Origin of the sequence: Dickeya sp. MK7 (assembly GCF_000406305.1) — a bacterium.
GTDB classification, from domain to species: Bacteria; Pseudomonadota; Gammaproteobacteria; order Enterobacterales; family Enterobacteriaceae; genus Dickeya; species Dickeya fangzhongdai.
The window spans coordinates 3,318,846-3,345,084 of record NZ_CM001984.1 but is presented as its reverse complement, the minus strand read 5'-3'; the positions used below and the strand labels follow the sequence as shown (position 1 = coordinate 3,345,084).

Here is a 26,239-nt window from a genome sequence, read left to right as displayed (position 1 = left end):
CCTGTCGAGCATGAAAAAGAGTGCTGCAAGGTTATCGATAATGCGTCTCATAAACAACGTTATCAGCCGAATCATGAATTTATATTAATAATTCTTTGAGTCGAAAATTATCAGTCATACATGCTGGTTTTTTTAGATTGGGTAATTTCATCGGTTTTTTAAGGTAAAAAGCGCGATCTGATATGTGAAGTTTTGTCAGTGATTACTCAAATCTCTGTATCACGATATTAAAAAGTGTAATAACATTAATGTGTCTATCCATTAGGAGAGACAGCAATATTCGTACAAAACAGGTCACGAAGACCTTAAGGCTGCCTTTGACGTCCGGTGTCAGGAGGCTTGCTTTCCTTTTCATTGGATCGTGAGAAGGCGTACCCATCATTATCATGCTCGGAAAACGGACTTATGTCGCAGATAAGAAAGCATATTTCTCTGGGGCGCTGCCTGCTTGCCGCGGGCAGTTTATTGGCGGCGAATGCCGCTTATGCGGATGAAACCTGTGTGGCGGGGAACTGGCAGGTCAGTAACGTCAGTGACATGCCGGCAGCACAGTATCAAACCGAACATTTTGCCTTTCGTTGGAATAATAGCAGTCAGGTTAACCGCAATGACGTGGTTGCCGCGGGCAAACAGCTGGAGCTGATTTGGGATAAATTCATCAACCAGATCAAATTCCCGCAGCCGTATTGCAACGCGACCGTCAAGTACAAAGCGAATATTCATATCGACCCGTCCTTCGGCCTGAACGGCGGGATTGCCGATGGCGGCACCATGGGAATGTGGATCGGTCCCGGCGCGCTGCTTGACCACTGGGGTCTGGCCCATGAGTTTACCCACGCGTTGCAGGGGCAGACCGGCAGCTTCCAGTCTTACGGCAATCAAAACTTCGTCGGCTGGATTTGGGAATCTCACGCCAACTGGATGGCGCATCAACTGGACGAATACCGCGGCACTTCCGCGCATTGTTCCGACATGCTGGTGAACTATCCGCATCTCTATCTGGGTTCGACCCGCGATCGCTACTGTAACTGGCAGTTCATGGAGCACCTGAAGAACCGCTACGGTTACAGCGCCGTCAACGACATGTGGGCCAAAGCGCCAAAAATCGGCAGCGCCGAGCAGAACACCACCGATCCGATCAGCGTGCTGAAGAGCAACATGGGCTGGAGCCAGTCCGAGTTGAACGACTTCTTCGGCGACTGGGCGATGCGCAACGTCAACTGGGATTACACCGACCCTGATGGCTACGATCGCGGCAGCTTCTACCGTCGCACTTACGGCGGTTACGGTGCGGTGACGCCGTCGCAGGGCAACGCCGATAAACTGCTGCGCACCACGGCGCTGGACCCGGTCAGCGCCTCTGGCGTGAGACGCTTCGCCGTGCCGTTCGATCAGGCGCCGCAGCGTTGGGGCTACAACATTGTGCGCCTGATTCCGGATAGCGGCGCCACCAAGGTGACCGTGTCGTTCCAGGGCGTGGTGCAGAGCGCGCCGGCGGTTAATAGCCTGCCGGGCCTGAAGAACGATCCGGTTTCCCTTACCCAGCCGGATTCCGACTGGCGCTGGGGGTTGGTGGCGATCGACTCCGCCGGCAAGAGCCGTTACAGCGCGCTGCAACGCGGCGCATCGGCCAAAATCAGCAACTTCGCCGTGAAATCGACCGACAAAGGGTTGTATCTGGTGGTGATGGGCTCGCCGTCGCAAATGCACCAGATTACCTGGGATCAGGCCTACTACTCGCTGTACCGCTACCCGTGGACGGTGGATCTGACCAACGCCTGGGCGGAAGGTTCGCAGCCGAACGCGCCGACGCCGACCGCCAATGGTCGCCGTCACAGCAACGGCGGCGGCTGGGTGGCTAATGGCGCGGAAGTGGCGTCGACCGCTTATGTCGGGCCGTACGCTCGCGTTATCGGCGGCAAGGTGCTGGATTATGCCCGCATCGAAGATCACGCCACCGTACTGAGCGGCACCGTATCCGGCAACGCCCGGGTCAGCGGCCTGACGGTGGTGCAGGGCGACACGGTGATCAAGGACAACGCGCAGGTTAACACGGTGTTCAAAGGACCGGGCGCTTTCGAGCGCGGCGTGGTGGTATCCGGCACGGCGCAACTGCGCGGCGATGCTGAGATTCGCGGCGTTTCCACCTCCAGAGGCGTGTTCTACGGCTTCATTGACGAGAATGAAGTGAAGGACAGCCGGGCCGGCGCCAACCTGACCGACGCGGTACCGGAAGTTACCGAACGTCCGGCCTACGCCAGATGATAACCGGCTGAATAAGCCATCAGCATGAAAAGGGAACGGGGCGACCCGGTTCCCTTTCTATCAGGGACATCATGCGCGGCGGCGTGAAACGGAACCATGCGCCGTCAGCCATGATACACAAAGGAAAAGTAAAGGATGAAGCTATGACACACATAAGGACCGTGGCCCGGATGGTCAAAGGCGCGCTGATTATCGGCGGCCTGTTTACGTTCGCCCCGGCGTTTGCCGACGAAACCTGCGTGGCGGGCAACTGGCAGGCGGACGCTTCCACCGACATGCCGGCGGTGAAGTACCAGAGCGCGCATTTTGTCTTTCGCTGGAAAGACAGCGATGCCGGCAAACTGAACATAAAGGATGTGGAAGTCGCGGCGAAGCGCCTGGAGCTGGCCTGGGACAAGTACATCAACCAGATCAAATTCCCCGAACCCTACTGCAACAGCAAAGTGAAACTCAAGGCGAATGTCCACCTTGATCCTTCGTTTGCGCTGACCGGCGGCCTGGCGCCTAACGGCAGCATGGGAATGTGGATTGGCACGGAAGAGCTGAAAAACGACTGGTCGATCAATTGGGCGATGCCGCATGAACTGGCGCATGCGCTGCAGGGGCAAACCGGCGGTTTCCAGGCGACCGCGCCGGACAGCATCAACTATATGGGCTGGTTCTGGGAAGCGCATGCCGACTGGATGACCCATCAAATGGACAACATCCACCACAACCTGACCGGCAGCGCGGAAGAGGCGATCAATAACCCACATCTGTATCTGGGCACCACGCGCACCCGCTATGGCGGCTGGCTGTTCCTGGAGAATCTGAAAAACCGCTATGGCTATAAGGCGGTGAACGATCTGTGGGCCAACGCGCCGAAAGCGGGCGAGCCGGGACAAGGGACCGCGGATCCGTTCTCCGTGCTGAAAAGCAACATGGGCTGGAGCCAGTCCGAGCTGAATGATTTCTTCGGCGACTGGGCGCTGCGCAATGTCGGCTGGGATTACACCGATCCGGATGGCTACAACCAGGGAGCGGTCTATCGTCGCATTCTGGGCGGTTACGAGGCGCAGACTCTCGACAGCAGCCTGTCATACCGTCTGCTGCGTACCGCAACCCTGGATCCTGTCAGCAACACCGCCGGCGCACGGCGTTTTGGCGTACTGTTCGAACAGGCGCCGCAACGCTGGGGCTACAACGTGGTGCGGTTGATCCCGGATAACGGCGCCAGCCGTATCAGCGTGAAATTCAACGGCGCGGTGCAGAACGTGGCGGCGGTGAATCGTTTCCCCGGACTGAAAAACGATCCGGCCACGCTGCAATCGCCGGATTCCGACTGGCGTTGGGGCGTGGTGGCGGTGAATGCGTCCGGCAAAGCGCGCTACAGTGCGTTGCAGCGCGGCGCCAGCGCTTCCGTCAATAACTTCTCCGTCAAAAAAGGTGAAAACCTGTATCTGGTGGTGATGGGTACCCCGACGGAAATGCATAAAATTAAGTGGGATCAGGCCTACTACTCGCTGTACCGCTACCCGTGGACGGTGGATCTGACTAACGCCTGGGCCGATGGCAGCCAGCCGAATGCGCCGACGCCGACCGCCAACGGTCATCGCCATCGTAACGGCGGCGGTTGGGTAGCCGACGGCGCGCAGGTGGATGAAAGCGCTTATGTCGGGCCGTACGCCAGAGTGCTGGGCGGCACGGTGTCAGGCAACGCGCGCATTGAAGATCATGCGATCGTGCTGAACGGTACGGTGTCGGATAATGCCCGCGTCAGCGGTCTGACGATCATTCAGAATAATACGGTGATTAAGGACAACGCGCAGGTTAATACGGCGTTCTGGGCGCTGGGCCTGACCGTTCCGGGGCTGGCGGTATCAGGCGATGCCCAATTGCGTGGGGATATTGATGCGCAAGAGGCGAACATGTCGGTATCGCGCGGCGTCTTCTATGGTTATCTGACCGGCGCGGAGATTCGCGACGGACAATCCGGCGCTAACCTGACCGGGGCAGTGCCGGAAATTACCGAGCGCCCGGCTTACGCTAAGTAAGTGCTGGATAGATAACGGCATTCACGCTGATGTCAGAATGAAATAACGGGGCGAAAGCCCCGTTTTTCAATCCTTTCGAGCCACCCGCGCGGCGGCGATCTTCACACGTCTCGCGTGATAAACGGCGGGTAACGCAGCGGGTTACTGACCGTTCCAGGCACGGATTTGCCGATCGCGCACCTGCAGTTTCTGTTCCGGCGTCAGCTTGTTGTAGTCGCTGCTGAGGCCGCTTTCCCAATCGCCGTACAACGGGTTGGGCAGTACGATGAATTGCGTACCGAATTTCGCCTGATTATTGCTGACGAATGCCCGACGTGCGGCATTGTCCTTGTGGTAGGTCGCCTCACCGAAGTCGTTCAGGTTATCCCCCACGTACAGCACAATGTCATTGCCCTGAGCGGCGATATCATCAAAGCGCGCCTGCTTGTTGCTGTTGCCCTTGCTTAGCCACAGCGTCTGGTCGTTCACGTTCGGAAAACCGAGTTTGACCAGGTTGTCACGCGTATCGCTGGCTTCGATAATCAGCCGGTTGGACACATAAAAAACCTGGCCGCCATGACTGTTGACATAACGGGCGAACTCCACCGCGCCCGGCACGGCCAGCGCCTGACGGGCCTGGGACCAGCGGTTCCAACTGAGCGGGCTGAATGATTTATGTTCTTTGGCCTGCCAGCCGCTGTAGGCGCTGTTGTCCAGCATGGTTTCGTCGATATCGACCACTACCGTCTTTTTCTTGCCCGGCTTGGCCGGCGCCGCGTCGAACGCCATCCGCGCGGTATTGAACGCTTGATAGCATAACGCCTGATATTCACCCGATTGCTGGAACCAGTTCAGGGCCAGCACCGACTGGTTGGCGAGCGTTGTCTGCGCATCCTGAGTTGCGGGCGTGGTGCAGCCGGTTAACGCCAGCACTGCCATCAGGGCGCTGGCGCTGAAAGTCAGCTTTTTCATGGTTTTTCCTTTGTTTTTGGCGAGCAAGGCGAGAACGCCGAGCTGGAATAGGAATAGTGTGGTAGTGGTATCGAAGCAGGAATATATCGGGGAGTAAATATGCTGGTTTTATTTGTACGCACTTTTTTAAGAACTGTCACGAATCGGCTCACAGGGGAAATCGGTGGGAATCGTAATGAAAACGATCCCACGACAACGAACTTAGCCTGTTGAAATGGTAAATACTATGCCGGAGAGTCAATAAAAATAAAGGAAACTTATAATGAGGGTAGATAATTGTAATGCGAATGATATGAACGTCATGGAATAAATTATCTTTTTATTAAACGGAAAATACTTCGTTTTTTTAATGCGTTTTATTTATTGTCGATATATCTTGCTGCGCGTTCTGTCGAGTCTTATTTATAACGGCGATTTATGGCGGTTTTATATCATCGGGATGACAAAAATATTTTTTCTTCATCAGCGCTTTTAATAGAGAATGGCTGGGATATTTTCAGGCTGGTGATAGAAAACGCGATAAAACTGTTGGGGAAACGCCGCAGCAATACCCGACGCAGACAACAAAGCCGGGAATCATGATTTTTGGGAGTTATTTGGAAATTTTAAAGACGTAGTGATGGCGTTTGGTGCGTATCCTCCTTTGCTGGAAAGGCTGTTGGTTTCCTGAAAAAAGCCTTTTATAGTATGAAAAAAAGTGGGGATAAAAATGGATGACAAAGCATATTGCTTCTGACAGGTGATAATTTTATATCGCTATCATTCATTGGTTTTTTTTGAAACGAATAACGGCTGTGATATTTATATTTAGGATAATAAGAATCCGCTCTGGCTAAAGATTGAATCCTGCCTAAAAAAGCAGTTATGATGACTTCCGACCAGCCAGATGTTCGAGCTGGTATTTATTCACAGTTGTAACATGGGTGTTGTCATTGTGGTAATTAATATGAGCCACCCATCTTTCTTTTGCTTTTTAAAAGCACTTACAGGCATGACGCCTAATTAAGTAAAACAGAAACAGGAGATGATATGTTTTTTAAGAAGACAGCTGTTCTGGCAACACTCCCCCTTTGGATTGCGTTTGCGGCTCACGCCGATGATTTTGACAAGCTGGATCAGGCGCTGCCTTCCGGCGTTAACGCCGCGTCGATTGCGCCGGTATTCGATTTCGATACGGACGGTTGTCTGCCCAGCGCCGGGATCAGCCGCAGCGGCAAGCAGAATGGCGGCCTTAACCCGACCGGCAGCCTGACAGGCGGTTGCCGCTGGTCCACGTTTCTGGACAAATCCAACACGTTGCATCGTTACGCCTGCGTCAATAACGGCGGCAACCGCTACTGCGGCCACTTTTACGCGCTCTACTTCCTGAAAGATCAGATTGTGGCCGGCATCAAGAGCGGTCATCGCCACGACTGGGAATATGCGGCGGTCTGGACCAAAAACGGCGCCGTGACGCACGGCAGCTACAGCGCGCACGGTAAGCTGACGACGGCGGCCGCATCCAGCCTCGATAAGCAAAATGGTCACCTGAAGTTTGTGTACCATAAAGACGGCGGGCTGACCCACGCTTTCCGTTTTGCCAAATCAGGCGAACAGGCGGAAAACCCCTACAACACTTTCGTTACGCCGGATATTGTCAGCTGGTACTCGGTGCATGGCGATGGCGTCAGCAATCAGGACATGCGCAACAAGATGAATACCTTCAACTACGAATCGGCTGATATCCCTATGAAGGACGGCAACTTCCTGTCTAATCTGAACAACGGCAAACCGGGTGATTACCCGAACTTCACGCAGGCCAGCGTGGACAGCTCCCGCTAATGCCTCCGGCCGGGTCGAGTGGCCCGGCTATCTGTAATTCCCTTCATCTTTTTTAATCATCCTTGCGGCATGCATTACATGCTATTTCTTCGCGTTTTCCCTATTTACGACGCAAACCGTTGCTGGCGTAAACCGTGTGCGACGAATGCCGGTATCAAGGGGACGGATTGATTTATGGTTGCAGACACGATGCCAGGCCGTAGACGGTGGAATGTGCTGAGTGACGGGGCGATATAAAGATGAATGATAGGCTTATATAGGGGGTTTTGAATTGACTGGCGTCCCCAGCAGGGATCGAACCTGCAACTAGCCCTTAGGAGGGGCTTGTTATATCCATTTAACTATGGGGACTGCGTTGGCGCCGCATTATAACCGATTTGGCTGTCGCCATAAGCACTTGCCGGTGCGTTTGCTCAATCCGCCACCAGTTTTGGCCTGAATAGCGGCCTTAATCGTGGTATCTTTCGCTACGCTGGCCGTCAGACAAATGGGTGACGGACTACGCAAATCACTGAATTAGGGTGCGATCGCACAATTGGTGCTGGAATTATACCGGTGCCTGAAGCAGGATCCGCATCCTCCAATGTTGACCGTCGCGTCAGTCGATGCGACGGCGGTTGTTTCCCGAGCAAGGCTGTCCGGCATGAACCGGACAATTCTGAAGCGCTGACGGGAGGGGCGTCACTTCTGGCGCCGCTATTAAACGATCGCCATTTTTCCAACAGACCGCCGCCGGCGGCACGGGCAAACCAAAGCCCGGTGTATTAAGATGATAACATGTGGCCTTGTGCGCTGGCGGCCCGATGGCAGGTCGTGCGGACTGCATGAAAGTTCAGCAGGGAGATACGTTATGAATTTTCGTCTGGGTGGTGTGGTACTGGCGAGCGCATTGCTTGCCGGCTGTGCCAGCTCTAAAACCTCAGCGCCTGAGCAGCGTTCGGATCCGCTGGAAGGATTCAACCGCACCATGTTCGGCTTCAACTACAACGTGCTGGATCCGTATGTGGTGCGCCCGGCAGCGGTGGTCTGGCGCGATTATATGCCGCAACCGGCGCGCAATGGTCTGACCAATTTCTTCGTCAACCTGTCTGAACCCGCCACCATGGTGAACTATTTCGCCGAGGGTAAACCCTATCAGGCGATGATTCACTTTAACCGCTTCTTCCTTAACACCTTGCTGGGGATGGGCGGCCTGATCGACGTCGCGGCAATGGCGAATCCGAAACTGGCGAAAGAAGAGCCGCACCGTTTCGGCAGTACGCTGGGGCATTACGATGTAGGCTACGGGCCTTATCTGGTGCTGCCGGGTTATGGCAGCGCCACGCTGCGTGAAGACGGCGGCGGGGTAGTGGATACGCTTTATCCGCCGTTGAGTTATCTCACTTTCTGGATGTCCGCCGGCAAGTGGGCGGTGGAAGGGCTGGAAACCCGCGCCCGCCTGCTGGATTCCGACGGGCTGCTGCGTAATTCGTCCGACCCTTATCTGATGGTGCGCGATGCCTATTTCCAGCGGCACGATTTCCTGGCTAACGACGGTAAATCCGCCCCGGTGGCAAACCCGAACGCTAAAGCGATTGAAGGCAGTCTGGACGAAATCGATTCAGATAAATAAGCGTTTTTTTAGTATTGATAGGCGCCTGCGGGCGCCTTTTGTCACAACTCTTCTTACCTGCCCGCCTGAAACCCGCCAAACTGATTGTTTGTGAAACGTTATATTGTTGTTGAGCGTTTATTTAATTACATAAATTTATTTCCACCGTCTATGTAACAATAATAACAGCCGGTTAGAGAGGGTAACGATTCAGCAGCCCTGAGCAGCAATCCGCGTATGGCGTAACGCGCTCTTATCTCCGCCTGCCGTCAGCCATTTTTGCTCTATGCTGAAATAGACGAAGGCGTTGTCGCGCACCTGCTACGGGTTGCCGCCGTGTTTCTCATGGCTCATCGCTCCTGCATCGTTATCTCGCTAATCTGGAATCACCCTTGTTCACCTGCAGGGATGACACATTGACATAACGGGACATAAACATGAAAAAACTATTGGTTACCACCTTGTGTCTGGGCGCCATAGGGCTGGCACAGCCTGTCATGGCGGAAGAAAGTAAGGCAGTGGATGTGGTGCTGATCGGCGGTGGCGTCATGAGCGCCACGCTGGGCACCTATCTGCAGGCGCTGGAGCCGAACTGGACCATCAGCATGGTCGAGCGTCTGGATAATGTGGCGGAGGAAAGCTCCAACGGCTGGAATAACGCCGGTACCGGCCACTCCGCTTTTATGGAACTGAACTACACGCCGGAAAAAGCCGACGGCTCGATTGACATCAGCAAGGCGGTCGAAATCAGCGAAGCGTTCGAAGTTTCCCGTCAGTTCTGGTCTTATCAAATTTCTCACAATGTGATGAAAGACCCGTCGTCGTTTATCAATAGCGTGCCGCACATGAGCTTCGTGTGGGGCGACGACAACGTTAATTACCTGCACAAACGTTATCAGGCGCTGCAGCACAGCACCCTGTTCCGCGGCATGGAGTTCTCCGACAACGCGGATCAGATCAAGCAGTGGATCCCGCTGGTGATGGAAGGGCGCGATCCGCAACAGAAGATTGCCGCCACCCGTATGCCGATCGGCACCGATGTCAACTACGGCGAAGTCACCCGCCAACTGGTGGATGGGTTGAAACAGCATACGACTTTCAACCTGAAACTGAGCAACGAAGTACGCGACATCAAGCGCAACCCGGATAAAACCTGGGACGTAGTGGTTGCCGACCTGAAAAACGGCGGTAAAGAAAGCGCGATCAAAGCCAGGTTCGTGTTCATCGGCGCCGGCGGCGCGGCGCTGCAACTGCTGCAGAAATCCGGCATTCCTGAAGCGGGCAACTATGGCGGTTTCCCGGTCGGCGGCGAGTTTCTGGTCACCGATAATCAGGACATCGTAAAACGCCATCTCGCCAAGGTATACGGTAAAGCCTCGGTTGGCGCGCCGCCGATGTCCGTACCGCATCTGGATACCCGTATCTTCAACGGCAAGCAGGTGTTGCTGTTCGGGCCGTTCGCTACCTTCTCCAGCAAATTCCTGAAAAACGGTTCGCTGTGGGATCTGTTCTCGTCCATGAACACCTCCAACTTTATGCCGATGGTAAATGTGGGGATCGATAACTTCGATCTGGTGAAATACCTGATCGGTCAGTTAATGATGAGCGACGATGACCGTTTTGCCGCGCTGAAAGAGTACTTCCCGCAGGCCAAACAGTCTGACTGGCGTCTGGCGGTGGCGGGTCAACGCGTACAGGTCATCAAGAAAGACAAAGATCTGGGCGGCGTACTGAAGCTGGGCACCGAGATTGTCAGCGACAAAGACGGCTCCATCGCCGCGCTGTTGGGCGCGTCGCCGGGTGCGTCCACTGCTGCGCCGATCATGCTGAGCCTGATGCAGACCGTGTTCAAGGATAAGGTTGCGACGCCGGAATGGCAGGCCAAACTGAAGGAAATCATTCCGTCTTACGGCCAGAAACTGGAAGGCAATATCGACCTGACCAACAAGATCCGCGGTTACACCAGTAGCACGCTGAAACTGAACTATATGGAAGTGAAGCCGGAGTAATGCCACTGGCATAGCCGACTTCCCATACAACCAAAGGCCGCGATAGCGGCCTTTTTTACGAATACGGGTTAGGTACCCGGGTTAGAAACTGTAGTTGAAGTTCACGCCGTACAACCACGCCCGGCCTTTAGAGGTAAAGGTGTAAGAGGGCAGGTTGGCCGCGACGCCGGCTTCGTGAATCGTCACTTTCTGACCGTGCATGTAAGACACGCCCACATCCACCGAGGCGTCTTTGTTGAAGGCGTAGGTGGTGCCGGCGCTCAGCCAGAGACGATCCTGATCCGGGATGGAGATGGTGCGTTTGTCGGCCGGTACCGGGCTGTCGTCAAACGCGATACCGGTGCGGAAAGTCCAGTTGTCGTCGTAGTAGTACGTGGTGCCCAGCGCGATGCGGTAGGCATCGTGGAAGCGTTCGTCTTTCTGGAACAGTTGCTGGCCGTTGCTGCCGGTGGCGCGCAATTCCTGGAAGGAACTCCAGCTGGTGTAGGCCAGACTGTAGTGAACCGCCCATTGCGGGGCGACGCGGTGGTAAGCGGAAAGCTCCCACATTTCCGGCAGGTTGAGCGTCAGCTTGCCGGGGATGGTGGTGCCGCTGGTGCCGCGCGGCGCCGCCAGGTCGCTTCGGAAGGAACCATCAAAGTCGATGTCGACTTTGGAGCGGTAACTCAGGCCGAAGCGGTTGTTTTTATCCAGTTCATACAGGATGCCGGCGTTCCAGCCATAGCCCCATTCTTTACCATCCAGATGAGTGATCTCGGACGTTGAGCGTACGCCCAGCGCCGGACCGACTTCGCCGGCGTTACGCACAATCTTGGCATCGGCGTACACGGCGTTGACGCCCAGACCAAAGCTGAAATGCTGGTTGAGGCGATAGGCCGCGCTCAGATTCAGGTTGGAGGTTTTCAGGTCGGTTTTGCCCGCGATGGAACCGGCGCTGAAATTGTCGCTGAATTCAGTCGCCAGACCGAAGTTGGTGGTGGCGGATGCGCCTACCGCCCACTGCTCGTTCAGCGGCATGATGAAATGCAGGTTGGGCACCCAGGCGTGCGGCGCAATATTGTCTGCGCTGGCGTCACGGCCGGTGCTGCTGGAGCCGCGCAGGTCGATGTCCGGGTTAATGTAGGTCACGCCGCCGGAAAAGGCCGGACGATCAAACATCGTCATGGTCGCCGGGTTGCGGCTGCCGGAGGTCGCATTGTCTGCAATGGCGCTTTCACCCGAAAAGGCGCGCCCCAGGCCGGATGAGGAGAACTCATTCAACTGGAAACCTGCAGCGGTTGCATTGGATGCCATTAGCGCCAGCGCCACAGCAAGTGATGTTTTCTTTAACAGGACTTTCTGGCTCATGACCGAAACCTCACTGAACGTTTGTAATTTTTGTTAAGCGTGTAACAAGGGACGCGCATTGTAGGGGGGGTTAATGGGCTGACAAATCAGACCAGTTGCGAAAAGTATAAAAGTAAAACGATGAAATGTTTTCTTTCAGTTCCACAAATGTTGCAAAAATGATTCAGAAATTAGATCCAGTTAACAAATGTCATGATTATGTTTAGATGATTTAGCCTATTTCATTGAAAAATAACGTTAAGATGTGATTTGCATCACGTAATACCCCTTTAATCGGTAAGTGCTAGTGATAGACGGCTGTGGTGAGTAAAATGGGGACAGAATAGATGGATAGCGTGCTTCCGATTGTGGAGGCGCCTGTCGCCGCAGAGGAGTTTTGCCATGACAAACGCGATTAACAAATGTAGCGCAGAAGAAACCGCCGCCTGTTGCTGTGTGGATGTGGGAACCGTAATGGATAACACCGATTGCACCGCATCTTACAGCCGTGTATTTCCCCACCGCAGCGACGCGGAACAGACGCAGAAGCAACTGACGGAAAAAGCCCGTTCGGTTGAATCCGAACCTTGCGTGATTGATGCCCGTCTGTCCGAGGCGGAAGGCGGATTCAAACTGGATATGGATTTCACGTTTAGCTGCCAGGCTGAAACCCTGATCTTCCAGTTGGGCCTGCGCTAACCGGCCATCCTGAGCTAACCCGCGATCACGTTAACCGCGATCAATAGCGGCGTGCTTGCCTTCGCTTTGCGGCTGACTCGCTGAGATCAGCCGCATTCCCCGAGTCCTCCCGCCTCATTATTCTTTCTGTTTCATTATCTTTACCGTCTTATTTCCGTTGCGTATGAGCGCCCGGAAGCGTGGCGCGGCTCGCTGTTTGGTATCTGCTTGTTTGCATAATGTAATCTTCAGGTTAACAATGAGTTCAGACCCCATCGGCTCTGAAAAGGGATGAACGGAATGGTTATGCGCGAACGCGAAGTAGTGCCGCTGGTCACCCGGCGTGGCGACCGCATTGCGATTGTCAGTGGGCTGAGAACCCCATTTGCCCGGCAGGCAACGGTTTATCATGGTATTCCGGCGCTGGAGCTGGGCAAGCTGGTGGTCAATGAGCTGTTGCTTCGCAGCGGCGTCGAACCGGAGCTGGTGCAGCAACTGGTGTTCGGGCAGGTAATTCAGATGCCGGAGGCGCCCAATATCGCCCGCGAAATCGTGCTGGGCAGCGGCATGAGCGTGCATACCGATGCTTATAGCGTCTCCCGCGCCTGCGCCACCAGCTTTCAGGCGGTCGCCAACGTGGCGGAAAGCATTCTGGCCGGCGCTATCGACATCGGCATCGCCGGCGGCGCTGATTCGGCTTCCGTGTTGCCTATCGGCGTCAGCAAGGCGCTGGCGCGCACGCTGGTCGATCTTTCGCGCGCCAGAACCTTCCGCCAGCGGCTGGCGTTATTCGCTCGCCTGCGGCCACGGGATTTACTGCCGGTGGCGCCCGCCGTGGCGGAGTACTCTACCGGGCTGCGCATGGGCGATACCGCCGAGCAGATGGCGAAAGACTACCGCATCAGCCGCGACGCGCAGGACGCGTTCGCTCATCTCTCCCATCAACGCGCCGCGCAGGCCTGGGCCGACGGCGTACTGCGTGACGAGGTGATGACCGCCTGGGTGCCGCCGTATAAGCAGGCGATTAATGAAGACAACACGATTCGTCGCGACAGCGCGCCGGAACAGTATTCCCGCCTGAAACCCGCCTTTGACCGTCGCTACGGCAGCGTGACCGCCGGCAACAGTTCGCCGTTAACCGACGGCGCCGCCGCCGTGTTGCTGATGAGCGAATCCCGCGCCAGCGAACTGAAACTGACGCCGCTTGGCTACCTGCGCAGCTATGCGTTCAGCGCTATTCCGGTACAGCAGGACATGCTGGCGGGGCCGGCGTACGCCACCCCGCTGGCGCTCGATCGGGCGGGTATCCGGCTCGATGATCTGGCGCTGATCGACATGCATGAAGCCTTCGCCGCTCAAACACTGGCTAATCTGCACCTGTTCGCCAGCGCTGAATTCGCCCGCGATAAACTCGGGCGCAGCGCGCCGGTGGGGGAGGTGGACCGGGAGCGCTTCAATGTGCGGGGCGGCTCGATCGCCTATGGGCATCCGTTTGCCGCGACCGGCGCGCGCATGATCACCCAGACGCTGCATGAACTGCGCCGGCGAGGCGGCGGATTGGGGCTGGTTACCGCCTGCGCGGCAGGCGGCCTGGGGGCAGCCATGGTGTTGGAGGTAACGCAATGACCGAGCTGAATTCGATGCATCAGGCGCACGAACATGAGGCGCACGCCGCTTTCCAACTGACGCTACGCCCCGATCATATCGGGGTGATTACCGTGGATGTCCCCGGCGAGAAAGTGAATACCCTGAAAGCGGAATTCGCGGAACAGATGCGCGCGGTGCTGACGCAGGCCCGACAGCACAGTGGCCTGCAAGGGCTGGTTATTCTCTCCGGCAAGCCGGAATCGTTTATCGCCGGGGCGGATATCGGCATGCTGGATGCCTGTGCCGACGCGGCAGCGGCGCAGGCTCTGGCTGAAACCGGGCAGGAAACGCTGGAGGCGATCGCCCATCTGCCGTTCCCGGTGGTGGCGGCCATTCACGGCGCCTGTCTGGGCGGCGGGCTGGAACTGGCGCTGGCTTGCGATTATCGCCTCTGTACGCCGGACGACAGTACCCGTCTCGGGTTGCCGGAAGTGCAATTGGGGCTATTGCCGGGCGCAGGCGGCACCCAGCGGCTGCCGCGTCTGATTGGCGTGGACCGCGCGCTGGAGTTGATCCTGACCGGGCGGCAGTTGCGGGCGGCTCAGGCGCGGCGGCTCGGGTTGGTGGATGAGGTGGTGCCGCACGCGGTCTTGCTGGAGGCGGCGCTGGGCTTTATCCGCCGCGGTAAACGCCAACCGTCTTCGCCCGGCTGGCGGCACCGGTTACTGATGCTGCCTTACGTACGCCGCTGGCTGTTTGAGCGGGTGCGGCGGCAGACGCAGGCGAAAACCCAGGGCAATTACCCGGCGACGGCGCGTATCTTGGCGGTGGTGCGGCGTGGTCTGGAGCAGGGCAGTCAGGCTGGCTATCAGGCGGAGGCTCGCGCTTTCGGCCGACTGGTGGCGTCGCCGGAGTCCGTGGCGTTGCGGCGACTGTTTTTTACCGCCACGGCCCTGAAAAAAGATCGGGGCGCGCCGGCCGAACCCGGCCCACTGCGCCGGGTCGGGGTGCTGGGCGGTGGTTTGATGGGCGGCGGCATCGCCGGCGTCACCGCGCTTAACGGCCGATTGCCGGTAAGGATTAAAGATATTCATGAGCAAGGCATTACCCTCGCGCTGCGCAACAGCTGGCAACGGTTGAGCAAACAGGTCGAGCGCCGCCGCATCACGCCCGCAGAGCAGCGGCGGCAAATGAGCCTGATTTCCGGCGGGACCGATTACCGGGGATTTGAGCGCGTCGATGTGGTAGTGGAAGCGGTATTCGAAGATTTGGCGCTCAAACAGCAGATGGTGCGGGAAACCGAAGCGGTGACGCCGCCGCATGCGGTGTTTGCCACCAATACGTCGTCGCTGCCGATTCATCAGATCGCCGCCGGCGCCAGCCGGCCCGAGCAGGTGATTGGCCTGCACTATTTCAGCCCGGTGGACAAGATGCCGCTGGTTGAAGTTATTCCGCATGCCGGAACCAGCGAGCAGACGTTGTCCAGCACGGTGGCGCTGGCGAAGAAGCAGGGCAAGACCACGATCGTGGTAGCGGATAAAGCCGGGTTTTATGTTAACCGTATTCTGGCGCCTTACCTGAATGAAGCGGCTCGCTGCCTGCTGGAAGGCGAACCGGTCGAATCGGTTGATCAGGCGCTGGTGCGTTTCGGTTTCCCCGTCGGGCCTTTTAACTTGCTGGATGAGGTGGGGATTGATGTGGCGATGAAGATTGTACCGGTGCTGGTGGCGGAACTGGGCGAGCGGTTTTGTGCGCCGCCGGCGCTGGAAGCCATTGCCCGCGACAATCGTAAAGGCCGCAAGAACGGCCGCGGCTTTTATCGCTACGATCAGTCGCGTTATGAACGGTTATGCGGTTTGTGGCGGCGTCGGGGCAAAGTGTCCGACGGCAGCCTCTATCCATTGCTGGATGTGACGCCCAAAGCGCATCTGGATCCGGCGCTGATTGCGCAGCGCTGCGTCATGATGATGTTGAATGAGGCGGTGCGCTGTCTGGATGAAGGGGTGATCCGCCGTCCGGGCGACGGCGACATCGGCGCGGTGATGGGAATCGGATTTCCGCCGTTTCTGGGCGGCCCGTTCCACTACATGAATCAATTAGGGATAGAAACGGTGGTGGGAACCCTGCTGTCATTGCAGGCGCAGTACGGCGATCGGTTTGCGCCGGCGGAAGGGCTGCTCCGGCGACAGTCGCAGCTGGTTGGCTTTGCTGATGAAACGGAGCGATAAGCGGGTGAAGGAGAAACCTAAACCCGTTATCCACCCTCGTTTTTTATTCTTGTCGGATGAGTAAATAATAAATTAAAAAGCCGAAAGGCAGATTTTTTGAATGAAATAACCCAATCTTGTTTAAAAAATTATTTTATTGGCTGACGAAAAACTTTATTTATCGGATTCACTTTTAGGTGAAAAAATTAATTGATAAAAATGCTGAATGCAATGATGCATTAGCGGAGTGATAATTGTATTTTATTGAAAATGCTTGCTTTTTATTTAATCGGTCCATCGTTTTTACCACCCAGTGCAACAATTCCCTGAATGCTGGGCATAATACCGCGCTGAATTATTTAAACGTACTGTATTCGGCACCGGTGTTTTCTCTGTTCACTATAGTGAGGCGGGGTATTTTTTCCAGTGTTTCCCGCGGTTATAAGATGAAAAAGTGTAAAAGTGTCAGAAAAATAAAACCGGTGCCGGTTTATTCTGTATTGTGGGGATTGATAATTTTTTTATCTGAATGAAAATTATTTTTTAGTCTAAACTGCTGTTAAATGAAATCTAAAAGCGAGCCGACAGCATATTATGATGACGTGATGCCGGCTTTGCCCTGAAAAAATTAAGGTTAATTGCCTGAAAAAACGGGAGGTTGCCGACTACGGCGTGATTGCGGGGCCGTGGCGCAGCGTGGCGCATGATGCGGTTGGTTGCGATTCGCCGGCAATTGGGGTAAAAAAATGCGCTTTGCGCTGGTCAAAACGCCATCAGCATGATGTGGCGATGCCCGATACCAGGCTGTGACCTGCCGCAAAACGGCTCCGTGCCGATTCAGCTAATCTGAAGCTATCCCCAGGGTTTTATTGCCCTTTTTCATCAATATAGCGGTGTAATATGCAAGTTTTGATCATGCGTCATGGTGATGCCGTACCTGACGCCGCCAGTGATGCGCTCCGGCCTTTAAGCAGCCGGGGAGATGAAGAATCTCGTCAGATGGCAGCCTGGCTCAACGATCAGTCGATTGATATTGATCGGGTACTGGTGAGCCCTTACGTGCGGGCTCAGCAGACGTTGCAGGTCGTGGCGGAGGTGTTGCCGCTGCCGGAAAGTGAATGTCTGCCGGAGCTGACGCCGGGAGGCAACGCCGAACTGGTGTGCGACTATCTGCTGGCGCTGGCGAAAGAAGGCACCAGCGCGGTGCTGGTGATTTCCCACCTGCCGCTGGTGGGATATCTGGTCGCCGGGCTGTGCCCGTCTGAGACCGCGCCCATGTTCGCCACGTCGGCCATTGCCAGCGTCGAGCTGGATGACGTTTCCGGTGCGGGCGTATACCACTGGCAGGTCACGCCGTCCCAACTGACGGCCAAAGTTAAACCCTGATCGTCCGACAACAGGCGCCGTTAGCGGCTCCTGTTCGGTTTTCATACGGTTTCCCGCCGCAGGCGATTTTCCAGAACGGCGAAGAAGGTGAGGCGGGGAAGGTTATTCCTCGTCAGCGCTTTCCTGCGCCACCAGCACCAGTAAGGCCGCATTGCCGCCGAATTCCTTCGGCGCCTGATGAAACGCCAGCACGTCCGGGTGTTGGGCCAGCCACAACGGCGTTTGCTGTTTAAGAATGTGTTTGCCGTGGCCGTGCATCACGCAGGCGCAGTAGACATGTTCGCGCCGACAGGCGGCCAGCAGCGCCCCCAGTTCCTGCTTGGCTTCCAGCTGCGTCAGTCCGTGCAAATCCAAAAACAGTTCCGGCGAATAGTCGCCGCGACGCAGTTTCTTCAGCTCGTAATGACTGGCGCCCGGCCGGACATAGCGCGTCGGCCCGTCATTCTCCAGTTGCGGCTGGAATTCGTCCGAGAAATAGAAACTGGCGTCCACCTGTTCCTGAATCATCCGTCGTGGCGGCAATGCGCCGGGTTTGGTACGGGCCGGACGGTGAACATAGGTGTCCTGACGTAACCGGGTGGCGCCCGCCACCGACGTGCGGAAAAGCGCCTGCTCCTCGTCATCAAGCATGAATTTTTTTTTCATTTTGCGTCACTCTGTCATCGTCGCGGTTCTGTTGCAGAACCTCAATACGGTATCCGCATAGTTTCGGTGTCCGCATAGTTTTGATATTCGCATAGTTTTGATATTCGCATAGTTTACCTGTTCCGTGCCGGTCGCTAAACAAAACCTTATCGTTGCATCCCCCGCTCCGCGCCGTCCGGCGGTGATATCTGCTGATTTGTCGCCGTCTTCATGGCAAACTATTGCCATCACAGAAACATGCGATTACAGAGACAGTAGTCTGTGGAGGACAAACTTGGACAAAATTTTCGTCGATGAGGCGGTCAACGATCTGCATACCATTCAGGATATGCTGCGCTGGACAGTGAGCCGGTTTAACGCCGCCAACGTCTACTATGGACACGGCACCGATAATCCGTGGGATGAGGCGCTGCAACTGGTGCTGCCCAGTCTGTTTTTGCCGATCGATATTCCGGAAGACATGTACCTCGCCCGGCTGACGTCCAGCGAGCGTCATCGCATCGTCGAGCGGGTGATTCGCCGCGTCAACGAGCGTATTCCGGTGGCTTATCTGACGAACAAGGCCTGGTTTTGCGGACTGGAGTTTTATGTCGATGAGCGGGTGCTGGTGCCCCGTTCGCCGATTGGCGAGTTGATCAACAATCGCTTTGCGTCGCTGTTGCCCAACGCGCCGCATCATATTCTTGATTTGTGCACCGGCAGCGGTTGCATCGCCATCGCCTGCGCTCAGGCGTTCCCCGAAGCGGAAGTGGATGCAGTAGATATTTCCGACGAGGCGCTGGCGGTGACCGAACAGAATATCCAGCAGCACGGCATGGAATACAACGTGACGCCGATCCGTTCCGACCTGTTCCGTGACCTGCCGGCGATTCAGTATGACCTGATCGTCACCAATCCGCCGTACGTGGATGAGGAAGACATGGCCGACCTGCCGCAGGAATACCGCTTCGAACCGGAGCTGGGACTGGCGGCGGGCAGCGACGGCCTGAAACTGGTGCGCCGGATTCTGGCATGCGCGCCGGACTTTCTTACCGAAGAGGGCGTGCTGATTTGTGAAGTCGGCAACAGCATGGTGCACCTGATGGAGCAGTATCCGGATATTCCGTTTACCTGGCTGGAGTTCGACAACGGCGGCGACGGCGTCTTCATGTTGACCCGTTCCCAACTGCTGGACTGTCAGGCGCATTTCAGCCTTTACCGGGATTAATCCCTCCGCAGGGCGGCGGGCGGTAAATATCCGTCTGGCGCCCTGATGTTTTTTCAATGCTAAGGAGCCGTGATGGCAGGAAACAGTATTGGTCAGTTTTTCCGTGTCACCACCTTTGGTGAATCTCATGGCATCGCTCTGGGATGCGTGGTGGATGGCGTACCGCCGGGTATTCCGTTGACCGAGGCCGATTTGCAGCACGACCTGGACCGTCGTCGTCCGGGGACTTCTCGTTACACCACCCAGCGCCGCGAGCCGGATCAGGTGCGTATTCTGTCCGGGGTGTTTGAAGGCGTGACTACCGGCACCAGTATCGGTCTGTTAATTGAAAATACCGATCAACGTTCGCAGGACTACAGCGCCATCAAGGATCTGTTCCGCCCCGGTCACGCCGATTACACCTATGAGCAGAAATACGGCATCCGCGATTACCGCGGCGGCGGTCGCTCTTCCGCCCGTGAAACCGCTATGCGCGTGGCCGCCGGCGCCATTGCCAAAAAATACCTGCAACAGCTGCACGGTGTGGTGATCCGCGGCTATCTGGCGCAGATGGGCGATGTGGTGTGCGAACTGAAAGAGTGGGCGCAGGTGGAGCAAAACCCGTTTTTCTGCCCGGATGCGGACAAGCTCGACGCGCTGGATGAACTGATGCGCGCCCTGAAAAAAGAGGGCGATTCCATCGGCGCGAAAATCACGGTGGTGGCTGAGTCGGTGCCGCCGGGGCTGGGCGAGCCGGTGTTTGATCGTCTTGACGCCGATCTGGCCCACGCGCTGATGAGCATCAACGCCGTCAAAGGCGTGGAAATCGGCGACGGCTTCGCGGTAGTGAACCGTCGCGGCAGCGAAAACCGTGATGAAATCACCCCGGAAGGCTTTCAGAGCAACCATGCGGGCGGCATTCTGGGCGGCATCAGCAGCGGTCAGGCGATCACCGCCCATCTGGCGCTGAAACCGACTTCCAGCATCACCGTGCCGGGGCGCACCATCACCCGCGACGGCTACGCAACGGAAATGATCACCCGCGGTCGCCATGACCCGTGCGTGGGAATCCGCGCGGTGCCGATTGCCGAAGCGATGATGGCGATTGTCCTGATGGATCATCTGCTGCGCCAGCGCGCGCAGTGCGCGGACGTGACGAGCCAGGTTCCCCGTTGGTAACACCATAAAAACACGGTAATACACCGAACACGAATACCATAAAACAATGAAAACAAACTGGATTGGGATGGTGGCGCTGCTGTTTTGCAGCGCCGCGCTGGCGAAGACACCGTGGCAGGAGATAACCCACCCGGTGGCAGGCCAGCCTCAGGCCATCGGCGCGTTTGCCAATGGTTGTATCATCGGCGCACAGCCGCTGTCGCTGCAGTCGTCTGATTATCAGGTGATGCGCGTCGACCAGCGGCGTTACTTCGGTCATCCGGACCTGCTGGCGTTCATCCATCGTCTCAGCGCCGGCGTGCATCGCGCCACCGGCGGCACCGTGTTGATCGGCGACATGGGCATGCCGGCCGGCGGACGGTTCAGCAGCGGTCACGCCAGCCATCAGTCGGGGCTGGATGTGGATATCTGGCTGCAACTGCCGCGTCAGCGCTGGAGTCAGCAGCAGTTGCTGCAGCCGCAACCGCTGGATCTGGTGCTGGCGGACGGTAAAAACGTCAATCCGCGCGCATGGTCGCCGGATGTGCTGAAGCTGGTGAAGACGGCGGCGCAGGATAATGATGTAACGCGCATTTTCGTCAATCCGGCCATCAAAAAGCAGCTGTGTCTGGAAGCCGGCGGCGATCGCAACTGGCTGCACAAGGTCCGGCCGTGGTTCGCCCATCGCGCGCACATGCATGTGCGGCTGCGTTGTCCGGCGGATAGTCTGGAATGTCAGGATCAGGATGCGCCGCCGGCGGGCGATGGGTGCGGCGCTGAACTGAACAGCTGGTTCCAGCCGCGCAAACCGGGCGCCGAACCGCCGGCCAAAACGACGCCACCCCCGTTGCCGCCTTCCTGTCAGGCGTTGCTTGATCGCCATCTGATTGCGGAATAATTCATGGAATGGTTCGTTGTTGGGCCGGATATTCTGGCCCTATTGTTTCTGGCAAGCGTGATCGCTGGATTTGTGGATTCGATCGCCGGCGGCGGCGGGCTGCTGTCCATTCCGGTGTTGCTGGCGGCGGGGCTGTCGCCCGCTCAGGTGCTGGCGACCAACAAATTGCAGGCGGTGGGCGGTTCGTTTTCCGCCAGCCTGTATTTCATCCGCCGCAAAGCGGTGGACATGCGAATACTGAAGCTGGCGGTGCCGCTGACCTTGCTGGGCGCGATGTTCGGCGCCTGGCTGATTCAGCAGATTCACGCCGATTTCCTGCGTAAATTGCTGCCGGTGCTGGTGATCGGTATCGGCCTCTATTTTCTGCTGATGCCGAAAGTGGGGGATGAGGATCGGCATGCGCGCCTGTCGCTGTTGCCGTTTTCCCTGCTGGGCGGCGCCTGCGTCGGGTTTTACGACGGCTTCTTCGGGCCGGGGGCCGGGTCGTTTTATGCGCTGGCCTACGTCACTCTGCTGGGTTTCAATCTGGCGAAAGCCACCGCGCACGCCAAAGTGCTCAATTTCACCTCCAATTTCGGCGGCCTGGTGTTTTTTATGCTGGGCGGTCAGGTGGTATGGGGCGTGGGTTTGGTCATGCTGGTCGGGCAGATTATCGGCGCCCGGTTGGGGGCCAGAATGGTGCTGACCAAGGGGCAGAAACTGATTCGCCCGATGCTGGTGATCATGTCCGCCCTGATGAGCATCAAATTGATTCATGACAACCACGGCAGCGAGATTGCCCGCTGGCTGGGACAGCTATTCTGATGACGATGTTGACTGAAACTGCACACACTCACCATTACGACCAGTTGATCGCCGTATTCAACCGGTGTTTTAGCGAGGAATACAATACCCGGCTGGTGAAGGGCGACGATGAGCCCATTTACCTGCCGGCCGACGATCAGGCGCCGTATCACCGCATTGTGTTCGCACACGGGTTTTATGCCAGCGGCATGCACGAGATTTCCCACTGGTGCATCGCCGGTGAAGAGCGGCGCAAATTGGTGGATTTCGGCTATTGGTACTGTCCGGACGGACGCGACGCCGCGACCCAGAGCCAGTTTGAGTCGGTGGAAATCAAACCGCAGGCGCTGGAGTGGATGTTCTGCGTGGCCGCCGGCTTTCCGTTTAATGTCAGCTGCGACAATCTGGATGGCGATGTCGATCCGGATCGCATCGCTTTCCAGCGCCGGGTGCACGCGCAGGTCATGATTTATCTGCAACAGGGCGTGCCCGGCCGACCTGCGCGCTTTATTCAGGCGCTGCGGGACTTTTACCACACTGCGCCGCAAACCGCGGCGGACTTTCCTTATCCGGCCGATTTGTGATGATCGGCGGGCAACACGATAACTGAGGACCATTAATGATCGCAGAATTCGAGGCGCGCATCCTGACGCTGATTGACAATATGGTGGAGCACGCCAGCGATGATGAACTGTTTGCCAGCGGTTACCTGCGCGGCCACCTGACGCTGGCGGTGGCGGAAGCCGAAGCGCATGGCGAACAGACGGCGCAGGCGCTGCATGCCCGGGTACAGGACAGCCTGAACAAGGCGATTAATAACGGCGAGCTGTCGCCGCCGGATCAGGCGCTGGTCGCCCAGGTTTGGGAATCGTTGTATCAGCAGGCGCAATTGCAGTAACACGCGCGAGGGTCGGAATGGGCGGTCGCCTGTGTCGACCCGTGATGGGGTCTTAACCCTTCGCTGAACCTGATTTCGTGACCGGCAGGCGTGCGGTCACGGAATCTGAACGGGCGTATCTTCTGGCCCGGACATCATCCGGCTGCCTCAACGGCGCGACAAATCTACAGCCCGTGTTTTTGTCTTAGCCGAAACAGTAACGCTTGTCTGGCATGGGCGACGCGCGGTTGGCGCAGCGCGCTGGGTTGCCAGAGTAAATAGTAACTTCGGCTGGCACGCGCTACGGGGGCGGGAATTTCACTCAGCTCTCCTCGTTCGATATAGGGCGTGCATAAATACGCAGGCAGGGCGCTCCAGCCAAATCCCTGGCACAACAGGCTGCATAAGGCGCGTAAGTCTTGCCCGACCATGGCGGGAAGGATGGCCGGCGCCTGCACACGGTTCGCCGTAAACCAGTTATCGATAAGCGGGAGCGTCAGGCTATAGGCCAGCACCGGTTCGGTTTGCATCGCCGCCAGGGTATCCGGCGTGTTCATCAGCCGGGCGACGACCTGGGGCGACGCGACCGCCATCACTTCGTCGGTCAGCATCAGCTCGCTTTTCAACCGGGTGTCATGCGAGGGCGCCGCCGAGATCCCCAGATCACAGTAGCCCTCAATCAGGCTTTGGGTAATCGCGTCGTAATCCCCGGTTTGCATCCGGACGCGCACCCCCACCTCCAGCAGCGGCAACAATTGTTTGGCTACGACTTCGGCCAGAAAATCCGCATGACCAATGATTTGTAATGCGCCAGCCAATTCCAGTGAACGCGCTTTCACCGAGGCCAGTGCGTTTTCCGCCTCATCCAGCCGATCGCCAATATCCGCCGCCAGTTCATCGGCCACCGACGTGGGGACGACGCCTCGCGTTTGCCGCTCAAACAGTGGTCGCCCAATCGACGTTTCCAAACCGGCGACATGCTGTGATACCGCAGGCTGCGTCAGGTTAAGCGTGCGTGCGGCGCCGCTGATAGAGCGTTGTCGATACACCTCAATAAAGGTTCTCAGCCGAACAAGAGACATGTATCACCCATAAAATTTTTTATATCCATACCTAAATATGCTAGTTGGTCACAACTGATTAACGTCGCTAAAGTGCGCTCTATCAAAACATAACTGCCTTTTATTCGGAAGGCGGTTTGCGGGAAGTAAAGGAAAATTTATATCAAAGCCGGACGGCAAGCGAAGGGATCGCACTCCAGCGTTACGGTTTGAGCGGATTCGTCCGCCTGATGCGATCCAAATAACGGTGAGCCGAATGGATACGCGCTTTTTGTTTTCCCGCCTGTCGGGAAGAAAGACACCACACGATTGTTAAGGATTCACCATCATGCCTTTAGCGCAAACGACCAACGATTTAAAAGCGATATTGCAGACCATGAAGAATGCCCACATCGCCACTGGCCCGGCCGACGCCGCGCTGCGCCGCGACAGGCTGCTACGCAGCGCCCGGCTTATCCGGGAAAATTATTCGTCGCTCAGTAAAGCGATGGATGCGGATTTTGGTCATCGCAGCGTGTATCAGTCGCTGGTGGCGGATATGGCGACGACGGTGAAAACGCTTGAGCATTCCGCGGAGTACGTAGCGCAATGGATGAAACCGGAATTCGTCGACAGCCCCGTGCCGGGCATGCAGGCCTGGATACAGCATCAGCCGCTGGGCGTGGTCGGGGTGATCAGTCCGTGGAATTTCCCCATCAATCTGGCATTTGGGCCGCTGGCCGGCGTATTTGCCGCAGGCAATACCGCGATGCTGAAGCCTTCGGAGCTGACGCCCGCCACCTCGGAACTGCTGGCGGAGCTGATCGCGCGTTACTTTGACCCGCTGGAGCTGGAAGTGGTGTTGGGCGACGCGGCGATTGGCGCTGCGTTCAGCAGCCTGCCTTTTGATCATTTGGTCTTTACCGGCAGTTCCGCCGTTGGTCGCCATGTGATGCGTGCCGCAGCCGATAATCTGGTGCCCGTTACACTGGAACTGGGGGGGAAATCGCCGGTGGTCATCGACCGTGATGCGGATGTCGGCCTGGCGGCGCAGCGTACCCTGACCGTGAAGACCTTTAATGCCGGTCAGATCTGCCTCTCCCCTGACTACGTCATGTTGCCGGGCGATCAGGTTGATGCCTTTGTTCAGGCCGGCAAGGCGTTTATGGCTCAGGCATTCCCGACGCTTCAGAACAACCCTGACTATACGTCGATCATTACGCCGCGACACTATGAGCGTCTGGTTGGTCTGTTAAAGGATGCTGAAAAACAGGGCGCGACGCTGGTGAGCCTGGCGCCTCAGGGCGAGCCGGATTTTGATGCGGTTTCCCGCAAGATCGCGCCGCATCTGGTGCTGAATGTCACCGATGAGATGCAGATTATGCAGGAGGAGATCTTCGGGCCATTGTTGCCGGTACGCACCTGTCATTCGCAGGAAGAGGCGATTGCGTACATCAACGCGCATCCGCGCCCGCTGGCTGCGTATTACTTTGGTCAGCAGTCGGCGCGGCAAACCGCGTTTGCTGAACGGACCACGTCAGGGGCGCTGGTCATCAATGATGTGATGACGCATGCCAGTAACGACGCACTGCCTTTTGGCGGGGTGGGGGCTTCCGGCATGGGCGCTTACCACGGCATTCATGGTTTCCGCCGTTTTAGCCACGCCAAAGCGGTTGTGGTTCAGGATGAAGAGGGCGCATCCAACCTGCGTTTGCGGGCGCCCTATAGCGACAAAGTGTCTCAGCTTGAAGCGTTTTTGAAAGGCTGATGCGAACGACCTACTGAATTAGTGAGTTAA

General features: G+C 56.9%; 20 protein-coding genes and 1 tRNA gene. 16 read left to right on the top strand and 5 right to left on the bottom strand.

From position 1 onward, the window contains the following. Nucleotides 1–405 precede the first annotated feature (405 nt). Both DXXMK7_RS14395 and DXXMK7_RS14390 read left to right on the top strand, forming a co-directional pair. Nucleotides 406–2,265, top strand: a complete 1,860-nt coding sequence (locus DXXMK7_RS14395) for an Svx/AvrXca family virulence/avirulence protein (RefSeq protein ID WP_038919691.1) — start codon at nt 406–408, stop codon at nt 2,263–2,265. Nucleotides 2,266–2,408: 143 nt separating this feature from the next. Further along, the gene (locus tag DXXMK7_RS14390; RefSeq protein WP_038921059.1) at nt 2,409–4,298 is read left to right on the top strand and encodes an Svx/AvrXca family virulence/avirulence protein; all 1,890 of its coding nucleotides are present in this window, start codon (nt 2,409–2,411) and stop codon (nt 4,296–4,298) included. 141 nt (nt 4,299–4,439) lie between these two features. Here DXXMK7_RS14390 and DXXMK7_RS14385 read toward each other — a convergent pair whose 3' ends face one another. Continuing rightward, a complete protein-coding gene (locus DXXMK7_RS14385; protein ID WP_038919689.1) occupies nt 4,440–5,249 on the bottom strand; it encodes a 5'-nucleotidase, lipoprotein e(P4) family in 810 nt (269 codons plus the stop codon). A gap of 1,029 nt (nt 5,250–6,278) precedes the next feature. Between DXXMK7_RS14385 and DXXMK7_RS14380 the strand changes: the two genes are divergently transcribed. Beyond that, on the top strand, nt 6,279–7,070 hold the full coding sequence (locus DXXMK7_RS14380) for an NPP1 family protein (protein ID WP_038919688.1): 792 nt from the start codon (nt 6,279–6,281) through the stop codon (nt 7,068–7,070). Nucleotides 7,071–7,346: 276 nt separating this feature from the next. Here DXXMK7_RS14380 and DXXMK7_RS14375 read toward each other — a convergent pair. Continuing rightward, nucleotides 7,347–7,421 (bottom strand) — tRNA-Arg (locus tag DXXMK7_RS14375). A 499-nt stretch (nt 7,422–7,920) separates the two neighbouring features. Here DXXMK7_RS14375 and mlaA point away from each other — a divergent pair. Together mlaA and mqo are read left to right on the top strand one after the other, a co-directional pair. Beyond that, nucleotides 7,921–8,682, top strand: coding sequence for a phospholipid-binding lipoprotein MlaA (mlaA, locus tag DXXMK7_RS14370; RefSeq protein ID WP_038919687.1), 762 nt, complete (start codon nt 7,921–7,923; stop codon nt 8,680–8,682). Nucleotides 8,683–9,098: 416 nt separating this feature from the next. Further along, complete coding sequence (mqo, locus tag DXXMK7_RS14365; protein ID WP_038919686.1) at nt 9,099–10,670, top strand: malate dehydrogenase (quinone); 1,572 nt, start codon at nt 9,099–9,101, stop codon at nt 10,668–10,670. 81 nt (nt 10,671–10,751) lie between these two features. Here the strand turns inward: mqo and fadL are convergent, their stop codons facing one another. After that, complete coding sequence (gene fadL, locus DXXMK7_RS14360; protein ID WP_038919684.1) at nt 10,752–12,017, bottom strand: long-chain fatty acid transporter FadL; 1,266 nt, start codon at nt 12,015–12,017, stop codon at nt 10,752–10,754. A gap of 381 nt (nt 12,018–12,398) precedes the next feature. Here fadL and DXXMK7_RS14355 point away from each other — a divergent pair, with 381 nt between their 5' ends. The 4 genes from DXXMK7_RS14355 to sixA all read left to right on the top strand — a co-directional run bounded on the left by DXXMK7_RS14355 (nt 12,399) and on the right by sixA (nt 17,854). Further along, entirely contained in the window at nt 12,399–12,695 is a 297-nt protein-coding gene (locus tag DXXMK7_RS14355) for a YfcZ/YiiS family protein (protein WP_072093503.1), read from the top strand. A gap of 285 nt (nt 12,696–12,980) precedes the next feature. Then, the gene (gene fadI / locus DXXMK7_RS14350; protein WP_371205854.1) at nt 12,981–14,300 is read left to right on the top strand and encodes an acetyl-CoA C-acyltransferase FadI; all 1,320 of its coding nucleotides are present in this window, start codon (nt 12,981–12,983) and stop codon (nt 14,298–14,300) included. After that, nucleotides 14,297–16,489 (top strand): fatty acid oxidation complex subunit alpha FadJ, encoded by a 2,193-nt coding sequence (gene fadJ / locus DXXMK7_RS14345; protein WP_038919682.1) that lies wholly within the window; start codon nt 14,297–14,299, stop codon nt 16,487–16,489. Before fadI ends, fadJ begins: the two co-directional genes overlap by 4 nt. 879 nt (nt 16,490–17,368) lie before the next feature. Then, the gene (gene sixA / locus DXXMK7_RS14340; RefSeq protein WP_038919681.1) at nt 17,369–17,854 is read left to right on the top strand and encodes a phosphohistidine phosphatase SixA; all 486 of its coding nucleotides are present in this window, start codon (nt 17,369–17,371) and stop codon (nt 17,852–17,854) included. A gap of 102 nt (nt 17,855–17,956) precedes the next feature. Here the strand turns inward: sixA and smrB are convergent, their stop codons facing one another. Then, nucleotides 17,957–18,499 carry an endonuclease SmrB gene (smrB, locus tag DXXMK7_RS14335; protein ID WP_038667348.1) on the bottom strand — a complete coding sequence of 181 codons (543 nt, stop codon included), beginning with the start codon at nt 18,497–18,499 and terminating at the stop codon, nt 17,957–17,959. A gap of 274 nt (nt 18,500–18,773) precedes the next feature. On the opposite strand from smrB, the gene prmB reads away from it, so the two are divergent. From prmB to DXXMK7_RS14305, 6 genes are all read left to right on the top strand, one after another. Then, on the top strand, nt 18,774–19,706 hold the full coding sequence (gene prmB / locus DXXMK7_RS14330; RefSeq protein ID WP_038919678.1) for a 50S ribosomal protein L3 N(5)-glutamine methyltransferase: 933 nt from the start codon (nt 18,774–18,776) through the stop codon (nt 19,704–19,706). A gap of 72 nt (nt 19,707–19,778) precedes the next feature. Continuing rightward, the gene (gene aroC, locus DXXMK7_RS14325; RefSeq protein ID WP_038919677.1) at nt 19,779–20,864 is read left to right on the top strand and encodes a chorismate synthase; all 1,086 of its coding nucleotides are present in this window, start codon (nt 19,779–19,781) and stop codon (nt 20,862–20,864) included. 46 nt (nt 20,865–20,910) lie between these two features. After that, entirely contained in the window at nt 20,911–21,741 is an 831-nt protein-coding gene (mepA, locus tag DXXMK7_RS14320) for a penicillin-insensitive murein endopeptidase (RefSeq protein WP_038919676.1), read from the top strand. A 3-nt stretch (nt 21,742–21,744) separates the two neighbouring features. After that, nucleotides 21,745–22,545 carry a sulfite exporter TauE/SafE family protein gene (locus DXXMK7_RS14315; RefSeq protein ID WP_038667361.1) on the top strand — a complete coding sequence of 267 codons (801 nt, stop codon included), beginning with the start codon at nt 21,745–21,747 and terminating at the stop codon, nt 22,543–22,545. Continuing rightward, nucleotides 22,545–23,108 (top strand): elongation factor P hydroxylase, encoded by a 564-nt coding sequence (locus tag DXXMK7_RS14310; RefSeq protein ID WP_082170923.1) that lies wholly within the window; start codon nt 22,545–22,547, stop codon nt 23,106–23,108. The genes DXXMK7_RS14315 and DXXMK7_RS14310 overlap by 1 nt, the downstream gene beginning before the upstream one ends. A 35-nt stretch (nt 23,109–23,143) precedes the next feature. Then, on the top strand, nt 23,144–23,422 hold the full coding sequence (locus DXXMK7_RS14305) for a YfcL family protein (protein WP_038919675.1): 279 nt from the start codon (nt 23,144–23,146) through the stop codon (nt 23,420–23,422). A 164-nt stretch (nt 23,423–23,586) separates the two neighbouring features. Here DXXMK7_RS14305 and DXXMK7_RS14300 read toward each other — a convergent pair whose 3' ends face one another. Then, nucleotides 23,587–24,483, bottom strand: coding sequence for a LysR family transcriptional regulator (locus DXXMK7_RS14300; RefSeq protein WP_038919674.1), 897 nt, complete (start codon nt 24,481–24,483; stop codon nt 23,587–23,589). 307 nt (nt 24,484–24,790) lie between these two features. Here DXXMK7_RS14300 and DXXMK7_RS14295 point away from each other — a divergent pair, with 307 nt between their 5' ends. Next, nucleotides 24,791–26,209: a coniferyl aldehyde dehydrogenase gene (locus DXXMK7_RS14295; RefSeq protein WP_038919673.1), complete on the top strand. Its 1,419-nt coding sequence runs from the start codon at nt 24,791–24,793 to the stop codon at nt 26,207–26,209. Nucleotides 26,210–26,239 lie beyond the last annotated feature (30 nt).